This window comes from Caballeronia jiangsuensis (assembly GCF_046030135.1).
GTDB classification, from domain to species: Bacteria; Pseudomonadota; Gammaproteobacteria; order Burkholderiales; family Burkholderiaceae; genus Caballeronia; species Caballeronia jiangsuensis.
Genome location: NZ_JAQQDB010000012.1, coordinates 56,060 through 72,546, shown reverse-complemented (window position 1 = coordinate 72,546; position 16,487 = coordinate 56,060). Strand labels below are relative to the sequence as shown.

The 16,487-nt window shown below is 62.3% G+C and carries 19 protein-coding genes; 7 read left to right on the top strand and 12 right to left on the bottom strand.

Features of this window, described 5'->3' with window-relative positions:
- The first annotated feature begins 143 nt into the window (after nucleotides 1-143).
- Together yjgA and mog are read left to right on the top strand one after the other, a co-directional pair.
- On the top strand, nucleotides 144-755 hold the full coding sequence (yjgA, locus tag PQR08_RS14690) for a ribosome biogenesis factor YjgA (protein WP_238212521.1): 612 nt from the start codon (nucleotides 144-146) through the stop codon (nucleotides 753-755).
- The gene (mog, locus tag PQR08_RS14685) at nucleotides 724-1,359 is read left to right on the top strand and encodes a molybdopterin adenylyltransferase (RefSeq protein ID WP_250483901.1); all 636 of its coding nucleotides are present in this window, start codon (nucleotides 724-726) and stop codon (nucleotides 1,357-1,359) included. Before yjgA ends, mog begins: the two co-directional genes overlap by 32 nt.
- Here the strand turns inward: mog and orn are convergent.
- Nucleotides 1,356-1,964 carry an oligoribonuclease gene (gene orn, locus PQR08_RS14680; RefSeq protein ID WP_408161634.1) on the bottom strand — a complete coding sequence of 203 codons (609 nt, stop codon included), beginning with the start codon at nucleotides 1,962-1,964 and terminating at the stop codon, nucleotides 1,356-1,358. The genes mog and orn overlap by 4 nt on opposite strands.
- Nucleotides 1,965-2,052: 88 nt before the next feature.
- Between orn and PQR08_RS14675 the strand changes: the two genes are divergently transcribed.
- From PQR08_RS14675 to PQR08_RS14665, 3 genes are read left to right on the top strand one after another with little or no spacing between them, the layout of a single operon-like run.
- Nucleotides 2,053-3,321, top strand: a complete 1,269-nt coding sequence (locus PQR08_RS14675) for a M48 family metallopeptidase (RefSeq protein WP_250483902.1) — start codon at nucleotides 2,053-2,055, stop codon at nucleotides 3,319-3,321.
- Complete coding sequence (rsgA, locus tag PQR08_RS14670) at nucleotides 3,318-4,244, top strand: ribosome small subunit-dependent GTPase A (protein ID WP_408161632.1); 927 nt, start codon at nucleotides 3,318-3,320, stop codon at nucleotides 4,242-4,244. Before PQR08_RS14675 ends, rsgA begins: the two co-directional genes overlap by 4 nt.
- Nucleotides 4,241-4,564: a putative signal transducing protein gene (locus PQR08_RS14665; RefSeq protein ID WP_035503235.1), complete on the top strand. Its 324-nt coding sequence runs from the start codon at nucleotides 4,241-4,243 to the stop codon at nucleotides 4,562-4,564. The genes rsgA and PQR08_RS14665 overlap by 4 nt, the downstream gene beginning before the upstream one ends.
- Here PQR08_RS14665 and PQR08_RS14660 read toward each other — a convergent pair whose 3' ends face one another.
- The 6 genes from PQR08_RS14660 to rpsP form a co-directional block, all read right to left on the bottom strand.
- A complete protein-coding gene (locus tag PQR08_RS14660; RefSeq protein WP_035503234.1) occupies nucleotides 4,565-5,503 on the bottom strand; it encodes a CobD/CbiB family protein in 939 nt (312 codons plus the stop codon). It lies immediately after the preceding gene.
- A 120-nt stretch (nucleotides 5,504-5,623) separates the two neighbouring features.
- Nucleotides 5,624-6,283, bottom strand: coding sequence for a CoA pyrophosphatase (locus PQR08_RS14655; protein ID WP_250483904.1), 660 nt, complete (start codon nucleotides 6,281-6,283; stop codon nucleotides 5,624-5,626).
- A gap of 146 nt (nucleotides 6,284-6,429) precedes the next feature.
- Nucleotides 6,430-6,819, bottom strand: coding sequence for a 50S ribosomal protein L19 (rplS, locus tag PQR08_RS14650; RefSeq protein ID WP_035503232.1), 390 nt, complete (start codon nucleotides 6,817-6,819; stop codon nucleotides 6,430-6,432).
- Between the two features lie 131 nt (nucleotides 6,820-6,950).
- The gene (trmD, locus tag PQR08_RS14645; RefSeq protein WP_238212531.1) at nucleotides 6,951-7,721 is read right to left on the bottom strand and encodes a tRNA (guanosine(37)-N1)-methyltransferase TrmD; all 771 of its coding nucleotides are present in this window, start codon (nucleotides 7,719-7,721) and stop codon (nucleotides 6,951-6,953) included.
- Nucleotides 7,722-7,746: 25 nt separating this feature from the next.
- On the bottom strand, nucleotides 7,747-8,469 hold the full coding sequence (rimM, locus tag PQR08_RS14640) for a ribosome maturation factor RimM (RefSeq protein ID WP_250483905.1): 723 nt from the start codon (nucleotides 8,467-8,469) through the stop codon (nucleotides 7,747-7,749).
- Nucleotides 8,470-8,523: 54 nt separating this feature from the next.
- Nucleotides 8,524-8,778, bottom strand: coding sequence for a 30S ribosomal protein S16 (rpsP, locus tag PQR08_RS14635; protein ID WP_008342343.1), 255 nt, complete (start codon nucleotides 8,776-8,778; stop codon nucleotides 8,524-8,526).
- Between the two features lie 255 nt (nucleotides 8,779-9,033).
- Here rpsP and PQR08_RS14630 point away from each other — a divergent pair, with 255 nt between their 5' ends.
- Nucleotides 9,034-9,537 carry a TM2 domain-containing protein gene (locus PQR08_RS14630; protein WP_250483906.1) on the top strand — a complete coding sequence of 168 codons (504 nt, stop codon included), beginning with the start codon at nucleotides 9,034-9,036 and terminating at the stop codon, nucleotides 9,535-9,537.
- 4 nt (nucleotides 9,538-9,541) lie between these two features.
- On the opposite strand, the gene PQR08_RS14625 is transcribed toward PQR08_RS14630, so the two are convergent.
- On the bottom strand, nucleotides 9,542-10,669 hold the full coding sequence (locus PQR08_RS14625; protein WP_250483907.1) for a PA0069 family radical SAM protein: 1,128 nt from the start codon (nucleotides 10,667-10,669) through the stop codon (nucleotides 9,542-9,544).
- A 67-nt stretch (nucleotides 10,670-10,736) separates the two neighbouring features.
- Entirely contained in the window at nucleotides 10,737-11,225 is a 489-nt protein-coding gene (locus PQR08_RS14620) for an Lrp/AsnC ligand binding domain-containing protein (protein WP_035503319.1), read from the bottom strand.
- A 152-nt stretch (nucleotides 11,226-11,377) separates the two neighbouring features.
- Between PQR08_RS14620 and PQR08_RS14615 the strand changes: the two genes are divergently transcribed.
- The gene (locus PQR08_RS14615; protein WP_408161627.1) at nucleotides 11,378-12,670 is read left to right on the top strand and encodes a D-amino acid dehydrogenase; all 1,293 of its coding nucleotides are present in this window, start codon (nucleotides 11,378-11,380) and stop codon (nucleotides 12,668-12,670) included.
- 56 nt (nucleotides 12,671-12,726) lie between these two features.
- Here PQR08_RS14615 and PQR08_RS14610 read toward each other — a convergent pair whose 3' ends face one another.
- The 3 genes from PQR08_RS14610 to PQR08_RS14600 all read right to left on the bottom strand — a co-directional run bounded on the left by PQR08_RS14610 (nucleotide 12,727) and on the right by PQR08_RS14600 (nucleotide 16,325).
- Nucleotides 12,727-14,517, bottom strand: a complete 1,791-nt coding sequence (locus tag PQR08_RS14610; protein ID WP_408161626.1) for an acyl-CoA dehydrogenase — start codon at nucleotides 14,515-14,517, stop codon at nucleotides 12,727-12,729.
- A 107-nt stretch (nucleotides 14,518-14,624) separates the two neighbouring features.
- Nucleotides 14,625-15,560 (bottom strand): electron transfer flavoprotein subunit alpha/FixB family protein, encoded by a 936-nt coding sequence (locus PQR08_RS14605; protein WP_250483913.1) that lies wholly within the window; start codon nucleotides 15,558-15,560, stop codon nucleotides 14,625-14,627.
- A 15-nt stretch (nucleotides 15,561-15,575) separates the two neighbouring features.
- Complete coding sequence (locus tag PQR08_RS14600) at nucleotides 15,576-16,325, bottom strand: electron transfer flavoprotein subunit beta/FixA family protein (RefSeq protein ID WP_035503223.1); 750 nt, start codon at nucleotides 16,323-16,325, stop codon at nucleotides 15,576-15,578.
- Between the last annotated feature and the right edge of the window lie 162 nt (nucleotides 16,326-16,487).

The window sequence follows — 16,487 nt, the reverse complement described above, 5'->3', positions numbered from 1 at the left end:
ACGCGCACGCAATCGGGCGTCGAGCAACGGAACTGGCCTATCACGCGATCATAGCAAGGACGGCGTGCATTCACCCGCCAAGCTTTGTCGCAGACCCGGACGCGCGCTTCAGGCACGGTGCGCACGCAAGCTACAATGTCGGGATGAACCGTAAAACCCGCATTCAACCGATCGATTCCGGCCGCGACGACGAGCGCGAGCCCGACGAAAACGGTTACGACCGTCCGAGCAAATCCCAGCTCAAGCGCGACATGCACGCGCTGCAGGAGCTGGGCGAAGCGCTGATCGCGCTGCCCAAAGATGCGCTCAAACGCATGCCGATGCCGGAGAATCTCGGCGACGCCGTGCGCGAGGCGCGCCGCATCACGGACCACGAAGGCAAGCGCCGCCAGGTGCAGTACGTCGGCAAGGTCATGCGCTCGCTGATCGAGGACGAGGTCGCGGCGCTGCGCACGGCGCTCGATACGTATCGTGGCGTGAACAAGTCCGAAACCGCGCGGCTGCACTGGATCGAGCGCACGCGCGAAAAGCTTCTCGCCGACGACGCCGCGCTCACCGAATTCATCCGCAATCATCCGGGCGTCGATCCGCAGGAAGGCCGCACGCTGATCCGCAACGCGCGCAAGGAGCGCGAGCAGCAAAAGCCGCCGCGCTATTACCGCGAACTGTTCCAGTGGATCAAGAACGCGGCGGGCGCGGAAGACGACGAAGACGTCGAAGGCGATGAGGACGATCGTGACGAAACCGAAGCGTAACCACCCGGACGAGCTGATCGTCGGGCTCGTGTCGATCAGCGATCGCGCGTCGCAAGGCGTCTACGAGGACAAGGGCTTGCCGTCGCTGCAAACGTGGCTCGGCGAGGCGCTGACCACGCCCTTTCGCGCCGAGACGCGCCTGATCCACGACGATGCCGCGACCATTTCTGCGACGCTCGTGGACCTCGTCGATACGCTCGGCTGCGATCTCGTGCTTACGACGGGCGGCACCGGCCCCTCGCGCCGCGACGTGACGCCCGAGGCGACGCTCGCCGTCGCCACGAAACCGATGCCCGGCTTCGGCGAGCAGATGCGCCAGATCAGCCTGAATTTCGTGCCGACGGCGATTCTTTCGCGGCAAGTCGCGGTCATCCGCGAGACGGAAGATCACGCCGCGCTGATCATCAACCTGCCGGGACAGCCGAAGTCGATCCGCGAAACGCTCGAAGGATTGAAAGACGCAGACGGCAAGCAGAACGTGCCGGGCATTTTCGCGGCCGTGCCGTACTGCATCGACCTGATCGGCGGACCGTATATCGAAACGCGGCCCGACGTGGTCAAAACGTTCCGCCCGAAAAGCGCGATCCGCCCGCCGAAAAGTTAAGACGCGGCAGCCGGCGCCGACGGAATCAAGAAGTGCTCGCGGTAATACTTGAGTTCGTCGATGGACTCGTGAATGTCGGCGAGCGCGCTATGCATCGCGCGCTTCTGGAAGCCCTTGTAGATCGCCGGCTGCCAGCGGCGGCACAGTTCCTTCAGGGTGCTGACATCGAGATTGCGGTAGTGGAAAAACGTCTCCAGCTCGGGCATCCAGCGCGCCATGAAGCGGCGGTCCTGGCAAATCGAGTTGCCGCACATCGGCGACTTGCCGGGCGGCACGTACTGGCCGAGAAACTCGCGGATCTGGCGCGTGGCTTCGGCTTCATCGACCGTCGAGACCTTCACGCGTTCGGTCAGCCCCGAGCGTCCGTGCGTGTTGCGGTTCCACTCGTCCATGCGGCCGAGCGCCTCGTCCGTCTGATGAATCGCGAGCACCGGACCTTCCACCATCCTGTCGAGCGTCGAATTCGTCACGACCACCGCGATCTCGATGATGCGATCGTTGTCCGGATCGAGACCGGTCATCTCCATGTCGAGCCACACGAGGTTCATGTCGCTGCGCACGAGCGCGTTTTCGTCTGATTCGGGGGCGGCGGAGATGTCGGTCATGAGAAGCGGCCTGAGAGATGGGAAAGCCACTGCGCGTCGGCACGGCCTAGAACCTATAATTCTCGCATAGTTCAATCGGAAGTCCCGGATGACCAACCTCACTCTTGCTTTCTCGACGATCTTCGTCGTCGCCCTGGTCGCGATGGTCTCGACCAAGCTCTGGCTCGCGTCACGGCAGATTCGCTATGTCGCCGCGCACCGCAACGGCGTGCCCTCGCAATTCTCCGGCACGATTCCGCTGACTGCGCATCAGCGCGCCGCGGATTACACCGTCGAGCGCACGCGCCTCACGATGATCGAGGTCGTCACGAGCGCGGTCGTGCTCGTCGCGCTGACGCTGCTCGGCGGCGTCCAGGCGCTCGATCTCGCCATTTCGGACTGGCTCGGCCGCGGCTATCTCGGTCAGATCGCGCTGGTGGCGTCGGTGGTCGCGATCACGAGCATCATCGATCTTCCGTTCGACTACATCCGCCATTTCGTGATCGAGGAAAAGTTCGGCTTCAATCGCATGTCGAAGAGGCTCTTTTTCGTCGATCTCGTGAAAGGCACGGTGCTCGCGGTCGTGATCGGCGCGCCGCTTCTGCTGCTCACGCTCTGGCTGATGGACCGCGCCGGCACGTTCTGGTGGCTGTGGACGTGGATGGTATGGGTCGCATTCCAGTTGCTCGCGATGATCATCTATCCGACCTTCATCGCCCCGCTCTTCAACAAGTTCGAACCGCTGAAGGACGAGGCGCTCGTCGCGCGCATCACGAATCTGATGTCGCGCACGGGCTTCGCCGCGAAGGGCCTGTTCGTGATGGACGGCAGCCGCCGTTCCGCGCACGGCAACGCGTATTTCACGGGCTTCGGCGCGACGAAGCGCATCGTCTTCTTCGACACCCTGCTCGCGCGTCTTTCCGGCAGCGAGATCGAAGCGGTGCTCGCGCACGAACTCGGCCATTTCAAGCGCCGTCACGTGCTCAAGTTGATGATCGTCATGTTCGGCATCAGCCTCGCGATGCTCGCGCTGCTCGGCTGGCTCATTCAGACGACGTGGTTCTACGAGGGTCTGGGCGTGCGGCCGTCGCTCGTCGGCAGCAACAACGGGCTCGCGCTCGTGCTCTTCATGCTCGTGCTGCCGGTGTTCATGTTCTTCATCACGCCGCTCGGCAGCCTGACGTCGCGCAAGAACGAGTTCGAAGCCGATGCCTTCGCCGCGAGCCAAACTGATCCGAAGGATCTCGTGAACGCGCTCGTGAAACTCTACGAGGACAACGCGTCGACACTCACGCCCGATCCCATCTACACCGCGTTCTATTACTCGCATCCGCCCGCTTCGCAGCGCATCGACCGCCTGATGCAACACGCCGCATGACGCGCGGGTCCAGGCGTCCGAGCGTGGGCGAGCGACTCGAAGGCACGGTGATCGCGGCGCACGGGCGTCACTATCTGGTGACGCCGGAAGACGGCGGCGCGATGCTTCAGTGCTTCCCGCGCGGCAAGAAAAGCGAAGTCGCCGTCGGCGATCGCGTGATCTACGAACAGTCGTCGGCGGATCAGGGTGTGATCGTCGAGATCGGCGAGCGGCGCAATCTGCTCTACCGATCGGATCAGTTCAAGTCGAAGCTCTTCGCCGCGAATCTCGATCAACTGCTGATCGTGCTCGCCACGGAACCGCATTTCAGCGAGGACCTGCTCGGACGCGCGTTGATCGCGGCGGAGGCGCATGGGCTGGAATCGCTCATCGTGCTCAACAAGATCGACGTCGGACATGCGGTGCCGCTCGCGCGCGAACGGCTCGCGCCGTATCGCGAACTCGGTTACACGGTCGTCGAGCTGTCGGCGAAGATGATGCCCGGCGATGTCCATCCGCAACTCGATGCCCGCCTGAAAGATCGCTCGACGATCCTGCTCGGCCAGTCGGGCATGGGCAAATCGACGCTCGTGAACCTGCTCGTCCCCGATGCCGACGCTGCCACGCGCGAGATTTCATCGGCGCTCAATAGCGGCCGCCACACGACCACGTTCACGCGTCTCTACGAGTTGCCCGGCGGCGGCGCGCTGATCGATTCGCCGGGTTTTCAGGAGTTCGGCCTGCATCATCTGTCCGAAGGCCAGCTCGAGCGCGCGTTCGCGGATTTCCGGCCCTATCTCGGGCATTGCCGCTTCTACAACTGCCATCATCTGCACGAGCCTGGCTGCGCGGTCCTCGAAGCCGTCGATGCCGGCAAGATTCGCCCCGGGCGTCACGCGCTCTACGCACAGCTCGTCCACGAAGCCAGCCAGATCGTTCGATGAAGCGGCTCACGCGCGCTCCCAACCTGATCACGGCGCAGCACTGGGTGAACGTGCTCGCGACCGCGGGCGTGCCGTGCGAGTTGCACAACCGCTATCTGAACGGTGCGATGGGCGAGATTCCGGCGGATCAGTGCGCGCCGGAGATATGGATCGTCGACGATCGCGACGAAGCGTTGGCCTTGCGCCTTCTGGAGCGCGCGAGAAAAGGGCCGGACGCGAACGCCCGGCCCTGGAGATGCAAGCATTGCGGCGAGTGGCTGGAACCGCAATTCACCGTGTGCTGGAACTGCCAGACGGCGCGCGATCCGCTCGACGACTGATTACGCCAGCCACACGGCGATCGTCAGCATCAGCAGCAACAGCATCCACAGAATCACCGCGCGCCACACGAGACCGACGGCCGATTGCAGCGTGCGCGGCGTGCAGTCGTCGCCGACGGGCAGCGGGCTCGCATCGCCCACGGCAAGTGCTTCGACCGAAAGCGGCTCCGCCAGCGGACCGGCGAGACGCGCGCCAAGCGCACCGCTGCCTGCGGCGAGCAACACGCCTTCGTTCGCGTCCGGCCACTGACGCGCGTGATTGCGCCAGGCGTAGATCGCATCCTCGAAATTGCCGACGATCGCAAAGCCGAGCGCGGTCAGACGCACCGGCACCCAGTCGATGACAAAAAACGCGCGCTGTGCAAACGACGAAAACTCGGCGGTCCGCTCCGGATTCGGCTTCGCCCACGCGCGCGCCAGATATTCGGCGATGCGATACAGCACCGCGCCGGCCGGGCCGATCGGAATCAGGAACCAGAAGAACACGCCGAACACATGCCGGTGCGACGCCACCACCGCGTGAACCAGCGTATGCCGCACGATTTCGCTGACGGGCATATCGACCGTGTCGATGCCAGTCCATTCGTTCAGCACTTCGCGCGCGCGCGGCACGTCGTCGTTGTTGAGCGCGAGGTGGATATCGGTGAAATAGTGGCTGAACTGCCGGAAGCCGAGCGTGAAGTACACGATCACCACGTTCCAGAGAAACGCCAGAGCGAAGTTGATCCGGTAGAGCACGTAATAGACGAGCCCGACCGCGAGCGTCCACGGCAGCACGACCACGAGCCACGCGACGATGCCGTGTTTCTCCTTGCCAGCATCGAAACCGTGCGCGGTGGATTCCGCATGATATTGGAGCAACGCCGAAATCGGATTGTGCGGCGACAAGGCGCGCATTTGCTCAATGACGAGAGCCAGCAATACGGAGAAAAAAGTCATGCGAAGCGCCGAAACGGTCGGATTAGTTCGAGTTTCGCGTAACGATAGCACAGCGCCATACGCGTTTAGCGCGCTGAGTAATTGCGCAAGCCGCGGCGAGCACGCGGACTTTCCGCGCCGTCACGCGCGAGCCGCGAGAAAGCGATAAAAATTGCGCAACATGCCGGCCGTTGCGCCCCAGATGAAATAAGGAGCCTTCCTTTCGCCCGGCGCGTAAGGCATCGCAAAAAAACGACGCTCGCCGCCTTCCCAGCGAAAAACGCGCACTTCGTGGTTCGCCGGATTCATCAGCCAGGCGAGCGGCACTTCGAAGATATCGGCGACTTCGCATGTATCGGCCTTCAGGGTAAAAGGCGGATGCACCAGCGCAACGACAGGCGTCACCTTGAAACCCGTGCCCGTCAGATATTCGGGCATCGCGCCGATGATCTCGCAATGTTCCGCGCCCAGGGCGACTTCTTCGTAGGCCTCGCGCAGCGCGGTGGCGGCGGCATCGGCGTCTTCGGGCTCGCGTCGGCCGCCGGGAAAGCTGATCTGCCCGGCGTGATCCGACAGATGATCGGCTCGCTGCGTCAGCAGCACGGTCAAGCCGCCCTCACGCACGACGAGCGGCACCAGCACGGAAGCCACGCGCGGATCGCCGCCGATCGCCTTGATGCGCTGCTCGCGTTCTTCCTGCGTCCAGTCGAGATTCATCGCGAAACGCGCGCGCAAGCCTTCCGGCGTGAGGCGCTCTGGCGGAATGGGCGGGAGTGTCTCACCCGTCGAGAGGACGGGCATCTTTTCGGGTTCGAGGATGCGGGGAGTCGAAGTCTTTCCGGTGGACACGGGGTCGAGAACTGGGCTGTCGAAGTCTCAATTTGAACACACCAAAGAAAAAAGCACCCACATGGGGTGCTTTTTCCGTACTACGCCTGGACAGCGGCTTACTCTGCGGAAGCAGCAGCCTTGTCTTTGAAGACCAGCTTTTCCTTGATCCGAGCCGACTTGCCCGAACGCTCGCGCAGGTAGTAGAGCTTCGCGCGGCGAACATCGCCACGGCGCTTCACGACGATGCTCGCGAGCAGCGGCGAGTACGTCTGGAACGTACGCTCGACGCCTTCGCCCGACGAAATCTTGCGGACGATGAAGTTCGAGTTCAGGCCACGGTTACGCTTCGCGATGACGACGCCTTCGTAAGCCTGGACACGCTTACGCGTGCCTTCGACCACGTTCACGTTGACGATGACGGTATCGCCCGGCGCGAAGTCGGGGATGCTCTTCTCGCCCAGAACGCGTGCGATCTCTTCCTTCTCGAGTTGCTCAATCAGATTCATTACTGACTCCTTGTGCCATCTTGCCGAAGTTGCGTGCCTTGTATTTGCGTCAGGCCTCGGTAGAGGATGGGTTTGCTTCAGGCGCCGATTTTCAGCCAGCGCCCCCATTTTCCCGCTCGTCCGCCCGAAATCTATGCAGACTTCGACGCTTCCTTCGCGAGTTCTGCGAGCCACGCCTCGTCGGTGCGGCTCAACATCTTGCTGTCACGCGCCCGTCGGATCAGATCGGGCCGCTTGTTGAATGTGTTGCGTAATGCTTCGCGCCTGCGCCAGGCGTCGATTTCCTTGTGATGGCCGCCGAGCAGCACATCGGGAACACGCACGCCCTCGTATTCTTCCGGACGCGTGTAGTGCGGGCAGTCGAGTAATACGTCGACGAAACTGTCCTGCACCGCCGATTGCGCGTCATTCAGCACGCCGGGCAACTGGCGCACCACGGCGTCCATCAGCGCCATCGCGGGAAGTTCTCCGCCCGAAAGCACGAAGTCGCCGAGACTTACCTCTTCGTCCACTTCACGGTCGATCAGGCGCTGGTCGATCGCTTCGTAACGGCCGCACAGCAGCACGAGACCCGGTTCCTGCGCAAACCGCATCACGCGGTCGTGGTCCAGTTTCGCACCTTGCGGCGACATCATCACGACGCGCGTCGACGTAATTCCCTGCTCGCGCTGCGCAGCCTTGGCCGCGTGGATCGCGTCTTCCAGCGGGCGCGCCAGCATCACCATGCCGGGACCGCCGCCATAAGGGCGATCGTCGATGGTGCGGTAGTTGTCCGTAGTGAAATCGCGCGGATTCCACGTCCGCAAACCGAACCGCTCCTGCTTCACCGCCCGGCTGGTAATGCCCCAGTCGGTCAGCGCGCGAAACATCTCGGGAAAGAGCGTCACGACATCGAACTGCATCGCTCTCTCCGTAACGTGACGATGTTCAATAGTCGGCGTCCCAGTCGACGACGATACGCTTCGCCGCCCGGTCCACCGTCTTCACATACACGCCGACGAACGGAATCAGCCGCTCGCCGGCGACGGGCTTGCCATCCTTGTCGGTACTCGGATACTCGATCCGCAGGATGGAATGCGCGCCGTTGTCGATCAGATCCGCAACGCGGCCCAAGGCCACGCCCGCTTCACTTTCGACATCCAGGCCGATCAGATCGACCCAGTAGAATTCGTCTTCGCTGTCGAGCTTCGGGAAATCGCTGCGCGCGATATTCACCGTGTGCCCTTTCAGCGCGAGTGCCGTATCGCGGTCATCACAGCCGGCGAAGCGCGCGACGATCGTATCGGCATGCACTTTCGACTGCAGACAGCGCGCGGACTTGTAATCGCGGCCTTTGACGAGCCACCAGCGTTTGGCGTTCAGCAGCGCGTCGCCGCCCTGCTTGCCGTTCGCGTGCGGCACGATCTTGACCCAGCCTTTGAGACCGTATGCATCGGCAATGAAACCGAGTTCGACGGCATCGTCAGGCAAAGCCTCGACCGATTCGATTCCGCCTTGCGGCGTCTTCGAGCTCGAAATGTCGACCGCCACGTGACGCGCGCCCGGCTTGCGGACGAACGCGCCAAACGTGGCGGAACTCTCATCGTGCCCCGGCTTTGTTCGGTCGATATCTTCCGGCACGCGACCGGATTCAGTATTGCGCGTAGACATCGGCGAATCTTTGGGCAGGTTTCGAGCGGCTGTTACAGCGTCGACGAAGCGAGCTTAAGCAGCCGGCTGGGCTTGCTGAGCTTGCTTGACGAGACGCTCGACGGTCGGCGACAGTTGCGCGCCAACGCCTTGCCAGTACGTCAGGCGATCCTGAGCGATGCGCAGCGATTCGCCTTTGGTCGCGACCGGGTTGTAGAAACCCACGCGCTCGATGAAGCGGCCATCACGGCGGCTACGCGAGTCGGTTGCAACGATGTTGTAGAACGGGCGCTTCTTCGAGCCGCCACGAGCCAAGCGGATGATGACCATGCTGAAATCCTTGAAAACCGGGGTTCGGAACAACGAGAACAGGCGATTATAGCCGGAATGTGAAGCTCTAACAAACACTTAACGCATTTTTTGGATGCAAGCCGGATTCGCAGCGATTCCAGCACGTTTCCGGATACCGGGAATCACGCCGACGCGGCGATGCGCCATTGGTGGTGCGGACACACGTCGGCGTAAAATGGCTGACCGCGTCGGCTTGCAAGCGACGCCCGCCTCTTTCCACCACCGCTTTCGCTGATGACTTCCTCGTCCGTCGCCACGCAAGCCGGCTCAAAACCGGCCGGCAAGCAGGTTCCACCCTATTTCCGCTCGAAGACGCTGACCGCCGCGCTCGCGTTCCTGTTCGGCTACATCGGCTTGCACCGCTTCTATCTGTATGGAATGCGCGACAAGTACGGCTGGGCGCATATCGTCGGTATCGTTCTGGGGGCGTTCGGCTATCTGTTGCTCGCGAAAACGGAGCGCGCTTCGCTTCTCGGCTGGGTGCTGGCGTTCCCGGGTGCGATTTCGCTGCTGGCCGCCTTTCTCTCGGCCATCGTCTACGGCCTGCGCCCCGACGCCAAATGGGACGCGCAGTTCAATGCACACACCGGCCGCAGCAGCCGCTCTGGCTGGACGGTCATTTTCGTCGTGATTTTTTCGCTCCTGTTCGGCGCGTTCCTGCTGATGACCGGTCTCGCGCTCACGTTTCAGACGTACTTCGAAAGTCAGGTCGAGGCGGCGAAAACGCTGTCGCAATAAAACGTCAGAACAGGTCGAGTTGCGGGCTGGACGGCGGGCCCGCTCGTTTCGCGGGCCGCTGGAACTCGGACATGTCAAGAATGCCGCGTTGCCGTGCATTAAGCCCGAGGCGTTTCGTCGCCTTTTGAAAGCGCTGCTTGAGCATATCGGCCCACAGACCCTCGCCTTTCATGCGCGTCGAAAAATCCGAGTCGTAGTCCTTGCCGCCACGCATGTCGCGCACGCGACTCATCACGCGATCCGCGCGATCGGGGAAATGCGCGGCAAGCCAGCCCTTGAAGAGCGGCGCAACTTCCCACGGCAGACGCAGCACGATATAGCTCGCGCTCGTGGCCCCTGCTTCGGCGCACGCTTCCAGAACACGCTCCATGTCCGGCTCCGTCACGAACGGAATGACCGGTGCGATGCTCACGCCTACCGGAATGCCCGCCTCGGCGAGCGTCCGGATCGTGCGAAGACGCCGCGACGGCGTCGCCGCACGTGGCTCGAGCGTTCGTGCGATATCGGCATCCAGCGTGGTGACCGTGATCGCCGCCATCACCTGGCCGCGCCCGGCCATCGGCGCAAGCAGGTCGATGTCGCGCTCGATCAGCGAATTCTTCGTGATCGCCGCGAACGGATGCCCGCAATCGTGCAGCACCTGAATGACACGCCGCGTGATTTGCAGATCGCGCTCGACCGGTTGATACGCGTCCGTGTTGACGCCGAGCGCGATCGGCTCGGCTTCGTAGTTCGGTTTCGCCAGTTCGCGTTCGAGCAATTCCGGCGCGTTGATCTTCGCGTAGATCCGGCTTTCGAAATCCAGCCCCGGCGATAGTCCGAGATAGCTGTGTGTAGGGCGAGCGAAGCAATAGATGCAGCCGTGCTCACAGCCGCGATAGGGATTCAGCGAAACGGAAAACGGAATGTCCGGCGAGCTGTTGCGCGTCAGAATGCTTTTCGCCCGCTCCTCGAAAATCTGGGTGCGCAGCGGTGGCGCGCCTTCGTCCTCGGGATCGGCGGTGTGCGCCCAGCCATCGTCGACACGTTCACGCTCGTCCTTCTCGTAACGCCCCTGGATATTCGTGACCGCCCCGCGCCCCTTCAGCGGAGCGGGTGGCGCGACGGGATACTCACGATCGTGCGATGACATTGCGACGAAATCCATCGATTAATACTGTATAAATATACAGTATTGCTTCGCCATCGCAAGCGGAAAATCACGTCTCGACGAGAATCTTCAGCGTCTCCTTTATCTCCTCCATCACCACATAGCTCTTGGACTGCACCGCGCCCGGTAACTGCAAAAGGATGTCGCCGAGCAGCTTGCGATAGTCCGCCATCTCGCCGATCCGCGCCTTGATCAGATAGTCGAAATCGCCCGATACGAGGTGGCATTCGAGCACCTCGGGAATCTTCTGAACTTCGCGCCTGAATTGCTCGAACATGTTGCCGCTCTTGTGATCGAGCGTGATCTCGACGAATACGAGCAGCGCAGCGCCCAGCTCGTTCGGATTCACGCGCGCGTAGTAGCCCATGATGACGCCATCGCGCTCCATGCGTTTGACGCGCTCGATGCAAGGCGTCACCGACAGCCCGACGCGCTCGGCCAGGTCTTTCATCGCGATGCGGCCGTCCTCTTGAAGAATGTTCAGGATCTTGTGATCGAGCTTGTCGAGAGCGCGTACTGGATTTCGCTGAGTTCGCATTGGTTTTTCCTGAAAATCGATAAAATACAATAACTAAAACTGGGTCGAAGTCCATACCATAGTCGATAACACTATACGAGCTTCAGTTTGTCGCGTCGATCGCCTTAAGGCCCGCGCACTCGGAAGTTTCATCGAATCTGGATGGAGATCACATGCGAATCGTTATTCTCGGAAGCGGCGTCGTCGGTGTCACGAGCGCGTATTACCTCGCTCGCGCCGGTCACGAAGTCACGGTCATCGACCGCGAAGCTGGCCCCGCCCTCGAAACGAGTTTCGCGAACGCCGGACAGATCTCCCCGGGCTACGCATCGCCGTGGGCCGCGCCGGGCGTGCCGCTCAAGGCTGTGAAGTGGATGTTCGAAAAGCACGCGCCGCTCGCCATCCGCCTCGACGGCACGATGAACCAGTTGCAGTGGATGTGGCAAATGCTGCGCAACTGCACGCAGGATCGCTACACGGTCAACAAAGGCCGCATGGTCCGCCTCGCCGAATACAGCCGCGATTGCCTGCAGGCGTTGCGCGCCGACACCGGCATCTCGTACGAAGGCCGTACGGGCGGCACGTTGCAACTGTTCCGCACGCAGCAGCAATTCGACGGCGCGGGCAAGGACATCGCGGTGCTGAAGGACGCGAACGTGCCGTTCGAACTGCTCACGACCGATGAATTGAAGACGGCCGAGCCGGCTCTCGCCGCCGTGTCGCACAAATTGACGGGCGGTCTGCGCCTGCCGAACGACGAGACCGGCGACTGCCAGATGTTCACGACGCAGCTCGCCGCCATGGCCGAAGCGCTCGGCGTCAAGTTCCGCTACAACACGTCGATCGACGCGCTCGCCGTCAGCAACGGCCGCATCGCGGGCGTGCAGTGCGGCAAGGAACTGGTGACGGCGGATTCGTATGTCGTCGCGCTCGGCTCGTATTCGCCGAAGCTGCTCGGCGATCTCGTGAAGATTCCGGTTTATCCGCTGAAGGGCTACTCGATCACCGCGCCGATCGTGGATGCGAAGCGCGCGCCGGTCTCGACCGTGCTCGACGAGACGTACAAGATCGCGATCACGCGTTTCGACGACCGTATCCGCGTGGGCGGCATGGCTGAAATCGTCGGCTATGACAGGAAGCTGAAGCAGGCCCGTCGCGAAACGCTCGAAATGTGCGTGAACGACCTGTTCCCGGGCGGCGGCGATACCGCGAGCGCCACGTTCTGGACCGGCCTGCGTCCGATGACGCCGGACGGCACGCCGATCGTTGGCCGCACGCCGGTGCCGAATCTGTTCCTGAATACCGGTCACGGCACGCTCGGCTGGACGATGTCGTGCGGCTCGGGTCAGTTGCTGGCGGACCTGATGTCGGGCAAGCAGCCCGCGATCCGTGCCGACGATCTGTCGGTGCACCGCTACTTCGGCGATGTCGGCGTGAAGACGCGTCCGGGATACGCGAACGCATGATTGCCGCTATCGCATGAAAAACAAAGGCGCCTTGCGGCGCCTTTTCTTTTAGTCTTTTAGAACTGGTCTTCGCTCAACGCGAGTACGCCTTCCCGCCCGTTCGCGCTGACGATCGACGCCTCGATCCCCGGCGCGAGCGACAGAATGTGCTCGGCGAAGAACTCCGCCGTCGCGATCTTCGCGGAATAGAAACGCTCGTCGTCCGCGCGCTTCGCCTGTGCGACGAGCATCGCGCGCGCCATCTGCCATCCCGCCAGCACGATGCCCGCGAGCCGCAGATACGGCACGCTGCCCGCGAACACCGCATTCGGATCGCTCTTGAATTTCGCGACGATGAACTCGACCGCGCGCGCCAGCGAAAGACTTCCCGCGCTCAAGTGCCGATGCATCGACTTGAACGGCTGGCCGTCCGCTTCCGCGAGCGCCGCGATGGTCTGATCGATCTGCGCGAGCAGCGCCTGCGCCGTGGCGCCGCCATCGCGCACGGTCTTGCGGCCGATGAGATCGTTGGCCTGAATCGCGGTCGTGCCTTCGTAGATCGGCAGGATGCGCGCATCGCGATAATGCTGCGCCGCGCCCGTCTCCTCGATGAAGCCCATGCCGCCATGCACCTGCACGCCGAGGCTCGCCACATCGACGGACATTTCCGTGCTGAAGCCCTTCACGATCGGCACGAGGTACTCGTAGATCGCCTGATGGCTCTTCCTGGCGGCGTCGTCCGGATGACCGTGCGCGAAATCGCTATGCGCCGCCGCGACATACGCGAGCGCGCGGGCGCCTTCGGTGTAGGCGCGCATCGTCGAGAGCATGCGGCGCACGTCGGGATGATGGATGATCGTTACGGGCTCCTTCGCGCTGCCATCGACGGGACGGCTCTGCACGCGCTCTTTCGCATACGCGACCGCCTGCTGATACGCGCGCTCGGCGACCGCGACACCCTGCATGCCGACGGCAAAACGCGCCGCGTTCATCATGATGAACATGTATTCGAGACCGCGATTCTCCTCGCCGATCAGATAGCCGATCGCGCCACCGTGATCGCCGTATTGCAGCACCGCGGTCGGGCTGGCCTTGATGCCGAGCTTGTGTTCGATCGATACGCAATGCACGTCGTTGCGTGCGCCGAGCGAGCCGTCTTCGTTGACGAGAAACTTCGGCACGAGAAAGAGCGAAATGCCTTTCACGCCTTCGGGCGCGTCGGGCGTGCGCGCGAGCACGAGATGCACGATGTTCTTCGCCATATCGTGCTCGCCGTAGGTGATGAAGATCTTCGTGCCGAAGACCTTGTACGTGCCGTCGCCCTGCGGCTCGGCGCGCGTGCGCACGAGCGCCAGATCGGAGCCCGCCTGCGGCTCCGTGAGATTCATCGTGCCGGTCCATTCACCTTCGATGAACTTCGGCAAGTAGAGCGCCTTCTGTTCATCGCTGCCTGCGGTGAGGAGCGCCTCGATCGCGCCGTCGGTGAGCAGCGGACACAATGCGAAGGAGAGATTCGCCGAGTTCAGCGCTTCGATGCACGGCGTCGCGATGAGCTTCGGCAAGCCCTGCCCGCCGAAGTCCACCGGATGGATGACGCCTTGCCAGCCGCCTTCCGCGAACTGACGGAACGCGGCCTTGAAGCCGGGCGTCGTCGTGACTTCGCCGTTCGCCCACGCGCTCGGCGTGCGGTCACCGGCGACATTCAGCGGCGCCAGGACTTCGCCGCAAAAACGCGCGGCTTCCTCGACGACGGCCTGCGCCGTGTCGAAGCCTGCATCTTCGTGACCAGGCAGCGCGGCGATGCTGTCGATATCCGCCAGTTCCTTCATTACGAACAGCATGTCCTTGACCGGGGCGCTGTAGCTCATCGTCTTGTCTCCTCTCTCTAACGATATTTCGGTACAAAAAAAGGGCGCAACGTTCGTCGCGCCCTTTGTTTTTCTTTGTGGCGAGTGTTCGACTCACACGGCGCGGTTTAGCCGAGTTCTTTCACCAGTTCCGGCACGACCGCGAACAGATCGCCGACGAGACCGTAATCGGCCACGCTGAAGATCGGCGCTTCCGGGTCTTTGTTGATCGCGACGATGACCTTCGAATCCTTCATGCCCGCGAGATGCTGGATCGCGCCCGAGATGCCGACAGCCACATACAGTTGCGGCGCGACGATCTTGCCGGTTTGACCGACCTGATAGTCGTTCGGCACATAGCCAGCATCGACTGCCGCGCGCGATGCGCCCAGCGCCGCGTTGAGTTTGTCCGCGAGCGGCTCCAGCGTCTTCGTATAGTTCTCGCCGCTACCCAGTCCACGTCCGCCCGACACGATGATGTGTGCGCTCGTCAGTTCCGGACGATCCAGCTTCGTCACTTCACGGCTCACGAACTGCGAGATGCCCGCGTCGGCTGCTGCTTCGATCTTTTCGATCTGAGCGTTACCACCTTCCGCAGCAACCGGATCGAAACCCGTTGCGCGAACGGTGACGACCTTGATCGGATCGCTCGATTGCACCGTTGCGATGGCGTTGCCCGCGTAGATCGGACGCTCGAACGTGTCTGCGCTATCGACGGCGGTGATATCGCTGATCTGCGCGACATCGAGATGCGCGGCGATACGCGGCGCGATGTTCTTACCGTAAGCGGTCGCCGGCGCGAAGATATGCGAATAGTCCTTCGCGATGTTCAGTACCGTGCCGTCAATGTTCTCAGCCAGGCCGTCGGCGAGTTGAGGCGCATCGGCGAGCAGCACTTTTGCGACGCCCGCGATCTTCGCTGCCGCATCCGCCGCGCCCTGCGCGTTCGAACCTGCGACCAGCACATGCACATCGCCGCCAACCTTCGTCGCCGCTGCAACCGTGTTCAGCGTCGCTGCCTTGATCGACGCATTGTCGTGTTCCGCAATTACCAGAATCGTCATTTTTTCGCGTCTCCTTTACAGCACTTTGGCTTCGGTCTTGAGCTTCTCGACCAGCGTCTTCACGTCGGGCACCATGATGCCCGCGCTGCGCTTCGGCGGCTCGACGACCTTCAGCGTCTTCAGACGCGGCGCGACATCGACGCCCAGATCGGCGGGCTTCACCGTCGTCAGCGTCTTCTTCTTCGCCTTCATGATGTTCGGCAGCGTCACGTAGCGCGGCTCGTTCAGACGCAGATCCGTGGTGATCACTGCGGGAAGCTTCAGCGACAGCGTTTCCGCGCCGCCATCGACTTCACGCGACACAGTCGCCTTGCCATCCGCGACCACGACCTTCGATGCGAACGTCGCCTGCGGCAGACCTGCCAGTGCAGCAAGCATCTGACCCGTTTGATTCGAATCGTCGTCGATTGCCTGCTTGCCGAGGATGACGAGTTCAGGCTTTTCCTGATCGACCAGCGCCTTCAGAATCTTCGCCACCGCCAGCGGTTGCAGTTCGTCGGCGGATTCGACGAGGATCGCGCGATCCGCGCCAATTGCCAGCGCAGTACGCAGCGTTTCCTGACACTGTGTCACGCCGCACGACACGGCAATCACTTCCGTCGCAACACCCGCTTCCCTCAGACGCACCGCCTCTTCGACGGCGATCTCGTCGAACGGGTTCATCGACATCTTCACATTGGCGATATCGACGCCCGTGTTATCCGACTTCACCCGGACCTTCACGTTGTAGTCGACCACGCGCTTGACTGGCACCAGAATTTTCATGCACACGCTCCAAAGTTACGATTACGTCAACCCAGCGTCATTATACGAGCGACGCGACGGATAACCCCTCCCGCGACGGGTGGGTTGAGGCATCGTGCAATAGCTATGCGCTTATTTTTATCGAACGGTCGTTCTATTTCTATCCACGAAAACCCGAACATC

Bases quoted from the DNA above. Each gene is read 5' to 3' on its own strand.
- trmD (WP_238212531.1), bottom strand. From the start codon at position 7,721: ATGCAGTTCGATGTCGTGACGCTCTTTCCCGAGATGTTTCGCGCGCTG.
- PQR08_RS14615 (WP_408161627.1), top strand. From the start codon at position 11,378: ATGCGAATCGTTATTCTCGGAAGCGGCGTCGTCGGTGTCACGAGCGCG.
- PQR08_RS14655 (WP_250483904.1), bottom strand. From the start codon at position 6,283: ATGCCCGTCCTCTCGACGGGTGAGACACTCCCGCCCATTCCGCCAGAG.
- rsgA (WP_408161632.1), top strand. From the start codon at position 3,318: ATGACGCGCGGGTCCAGGCGTCCGAGCGTGGGCGAGCGACTCGAAGGC.
- orn (WP_408161634.1), bottom strand. From the start codon at position 1,964: ATGACCGACATCTCCGCCGCCCCCGAATCAGACGAAAACGCGCTCGTG.
- PQR08_RS14675 (WP_250483902.1), top strand. From the start codon at position 2,053: ATGACCAACCTCACTCTTGCTTTCTCGACGATCTTCGTCGTCGCCCTG.
- PQR08_RS14600 (WP_035503223.1), bottom strand. From the start codon at position 16,325: ATGAAAATTCTGGTGCCAGTCAAGCGCGTGGTCGACTACAACGTGAAG.
- rpsP (WP_008342343.1), bottom strand. From the start codon at position 8,778: ATGGTCATCATCCGCTTGGCTCGTGGCGGCTCGAAGAAGCGCCCGTTC.
- PQR08_RS14625 (WP_250483907.1), bottom strand. From the start codon at position 10,669: ATGTCATCGCACGATCGTGAGTATCCCGTCGCGCCACCCGCTCCGCTG.
- yjgA (WP_238212521.1), top strand. From the start codon at position 144: ATGAACCGTAAAACCCGCATTCAACCGATCGATTCCGGCCGCGACGAC.
- PQR08_RS14605 (WP_250483913.1), bottom strand. From the start codon at position 15,560: ATGACGATTCTGGTAATTGCGGAACACGACAATGCGTCGATCAAGGCA.
- rimM (WP_250483905.1), bottom strand. From the start codon at position 8,469: ATGTCTACGCGCAATACTGAATCCGGTCGCGTGCCGGAAGATATCGAC.
- rplS (WP_035503232.1), bottom strand. From the start codon at position 6,819: ATGAATCTGATTGAGCAACTCGAGAAGGAAGAGATCGCACGCGTTCTG.
- mog (WP_250483901.1), top strand. From the start codon at position 724: ATGAGGACGATCGTGACGAAACCGAAGCGTAACCACCCGGACGAGCTG.
- PQR08_RS14630 (WP_250483906.1), top strand. From the start codon at position 9,034: ATGACTTCCTCGTCCGTCGCCACGCAAGCCGGCTCAAAACCGGCCGGC.
- PQR08_RS14610 (WP_408161626.1), bottom strand. From the start codon at position 14,517: ATGAGCTACAGCGCCCCGGTCAAGGACATGCTGTTCGTAATGAAGGAA.
- PQR08_RS14660 (WP_035503234.1), bottom strand. From the start codon at position 5,503: ATGACTTTTTTCTCCGTATTGCTGGCTCTCGTCATTGAGCAAATGCGC.
- PQR08_RS14665 (WP_035503235.1), top strand. From the start codon at position 4,241: ATGAAGCGGCTCACGCGCGCTCCCAACCTGATCACGGCGCAGCACTGG.
- PQR08_RS14620 (WP_035503319.1), bottom strand. From the start codon at position 11,225: ATGCGAACTCAGCGAAATCCAGTACGCGCTCTCGACAAGCTCGATCAC.